A 2,457-nucleotide genomic window follows, 5' to 3' on the forward strand; every position below is an offset into this window, starting at 1 on the left:
CCGCAGCCCGGCACCACGGCACCCCTCGCGCAGCCGACGGCGCGTTGCCACAAGAGGACCGGGGACCGCGGCGCAGTCCCGGGGCGGGACTCCCGTTCCAGGGGCGGGAAGAGCCACACGGTCCAGCTGGTGGATCGCGATGCGGAGCGGCTCGTCATTGATCGGGGGCAGCGCACGAGGGCCCGCAGGCCCGGTTTCAAAGAACCGTTCCGGGTCAAGCCCGGCATCGGAGCAGGCACGCCCCATGCGCTTTATGATCCCATCGCATCCCGCGAGAGCCGCGAGCGTGCCAGGCTCGGTGAACCCGCATGCCTGGCCGGCTTTCAAAAAGAGGATCTGGAAGAGCGATGAAACAGTCAGGTAATTGAGGTCGTGATCGGTGAGAGCGTGCGAGTCGCGGACAAGCTGGCGGGCAATGCGATCGCGGGAAGTCTCAAGCTCTGCGAGCAGGGCCGCCCCGGCAGGGGAAAGTGGTGCCGGTGCCGAACGTTCCGATGCAGCGTGTCCAGCCATTGAGTAAATAATGGATCTGGATCGCGATAAGACAGTAGCGGAGCGTGGCAGAACCGGGCGGGGGATCGTGCTCTGGCTCTGTTGGGCATACCATGATCCAGCCGTTGTTCTTCCCCGCGGAAATGTTCCCGCGACACAACAGTTAATGAGTTTCCATGACAACAAAGGTATCACCGTACTAGAACAATCACCGGAGTGGAGGAACGGTCATGGCAGCAGCAAAGAGACCCGCGAAAAAGAAAGCAGGCACAAGCACGGCACCGGTGCAGGATGTGCCAACGCACCCGGAACCGCAACAAGGACCGGAAGCGGTAGACATGCCGGAGGTTCCTGCTGCGCCGGGACCCCTGAATACCCCCGCCCCCGCGGAAACGCCGTTTGATCCGGCACAACCAGAGGCGGCCCCGGCAACGAGCGCGACAGCGCAAAGGAGGGCAGGCGGAGCCGGAGCGCAGAAAAAGACCTTCGAGGTTGTTGTCTTTACTCTTGAAAACGAGCAGTTTGCGATCGATCTCTTCGATGTCAGGGAAGTGGTCGAGTATACGACCATCACAAAGCTCCCCAATGTCCCGCCTTATATCACGGGGATCATGGACCTCCGCGGCGAGATCACGACCATCGTCGACCTGCGGAAACGGCTCAGCCTCCACGAACGCCAGGGGGATGCCGCGGAGAACTCGCGGATCATCGTGCTGGACAGCGCGGTCACCCGGATCAAGACCGGGATCCTTGTCGATGATGTCACATCCGTCTCAACATTCGAAACCGCGCAGGTGGACTACACATCGGGGGCCATGAATAATGAGGAGGATGCCATCCTCGGAATCATCAGGAAGAACGTGAAAGTCCGGGACAGGGATACCAGCGAACTGATCATCTGGCTCGATATCCGGAAGCTCATCGGGGATATCGAGGCCGCATAATCCTCCGGCCTCTTTTATAATCCAAACCCTGCTTCCCCGTCACCTGCACCTGCAGGTTCCCTCTCCTTCACCGCAAGCATCAGTACGATGCCGATGACCTCAAGGACCATACAGAAGAGGAATGCCAGGTCGAACGCGGACGCGAGCGCTGCACCCTCGATCGCGTGGGCGGTATATTCAGCAAGCCGCGGGCCGGCCGCAACCGTTGCAACGAGCATCACGCACGCAACTCCCAGCGAGGACCCGAGATTCGTCATCATCTTGACGAGCCCGCTCGTGGAGCCACGGTCCTTTGCTTCGCACTCGCCCATGACAGCACTGTTGAGGGGGGAGAAGGCGATGCCGGTGCCTGCCCCCAGCAGGAAGAGATAGAGAACGATGTGGCCGATGCTCGTTGCGGGGGAGAGCGTGGAGAGGAGGAAGAGCGCAGCCGTGCAGAGGACAAAGCCGGCGATGATCGGTTTCTTTGTGCCGATCACATCCGAGACCTTTCCCGCAAGCGGGGCCGTCAGGATCATGCCAACGGGCAGCGCGAGAAGGATAGTCCCGGCATTATCGGTCGGGATCTCCTTGACGATCTCCAGGTAGAAGGGCATGATGACCATGACCCCGGCCATTGCCATCTGGATGAGCAGGACATTGATGTTCTGGAGGAAGTACCCGCGGGCCTTAAAGAGAGAGAGGTTCACAAGCGGCTCCCGTGCACGGCGCTCCTGCACAATGAAGAGCATCCAGAAGATCACCGATACCACGAGAGCCGCAAAGCCGAATGCGGCATTGCTTCCCTGGACGGAGGTCAGGCCCACGATCAGGCTGAAGAGTGCAACAAAGATCAGCAGGATGCCGGGTGTGTCCATTCCCGCTGCCGGGGTAACCGGGGGGTGTTGGGGGAGGATCTTCATACCAAGAAGGATGGCGACAATGCCGACCGGCAGGTTCACAAAAAAGATATACTGCCACGAGAACACGCTCGTCCGGAACCCACCCACAACAGGCCCGATTGCGGCTCCGAACACCGCTA

Annotated in this window: 3 protein-coding genes; 1 reads left to right on the plus strand and 2 read right to left on the minus strand. The window is 60.6% G+C overall.

The genetic code is table 11. The annotated features are described in order from the left end of the window. Nucleotides 1-513: hypothetical protein (locus CW742_RS10555; protein WP_292420168.1), on the minus strand; the 513-nt coding region annotated here is incomplete at its 3' end. A 209-nt stretch (nt 514-722) separates the two neighbouring features. On the opposite strand from CW742_RS10555, the gene CW742_RS15440 reads away from it, so the two are divergent. Beyond that, complete coding sequence (locus tag CW742_RS15440; RefSeq protein WP_342764876.1) at nt 723-1,436, plus strand: chemotaxis protein CheW; 714 nt, start codon at nt 723-725, stop codon at nt 1,434-1,436. Between the two features lie 14 nt (nt 1,437-1,450). On the opposite strand, the gene CW742_RS10565 is transcribed toward CW742_RS15440, so the two are convergent. Beyond that, on the minus strand, nt 1,451-2,457 hold a 1,007-nt coding region (locus CW742_RS10565), incomplete at its 5' end, for an MFS transporter (RefSeq protein WP_292420170.1).

Source organism: Methanoregula sp. (assembly GCF_002835825.1).
GTDB lineage: Archaea > Halobacteriota > Methanomicrobia > Methanomicrobiales > Methanospirillaceae > Methanoregula.

Coding starts and splice junctions, on each gene's coding strand:
- CW742_RS15440 (WP_342764876.1), top strand. CDS start 723: ATGGCAGCAGCAAAGAGACCCGCGAAAAAGAAAGCAGGCACAAGCACG.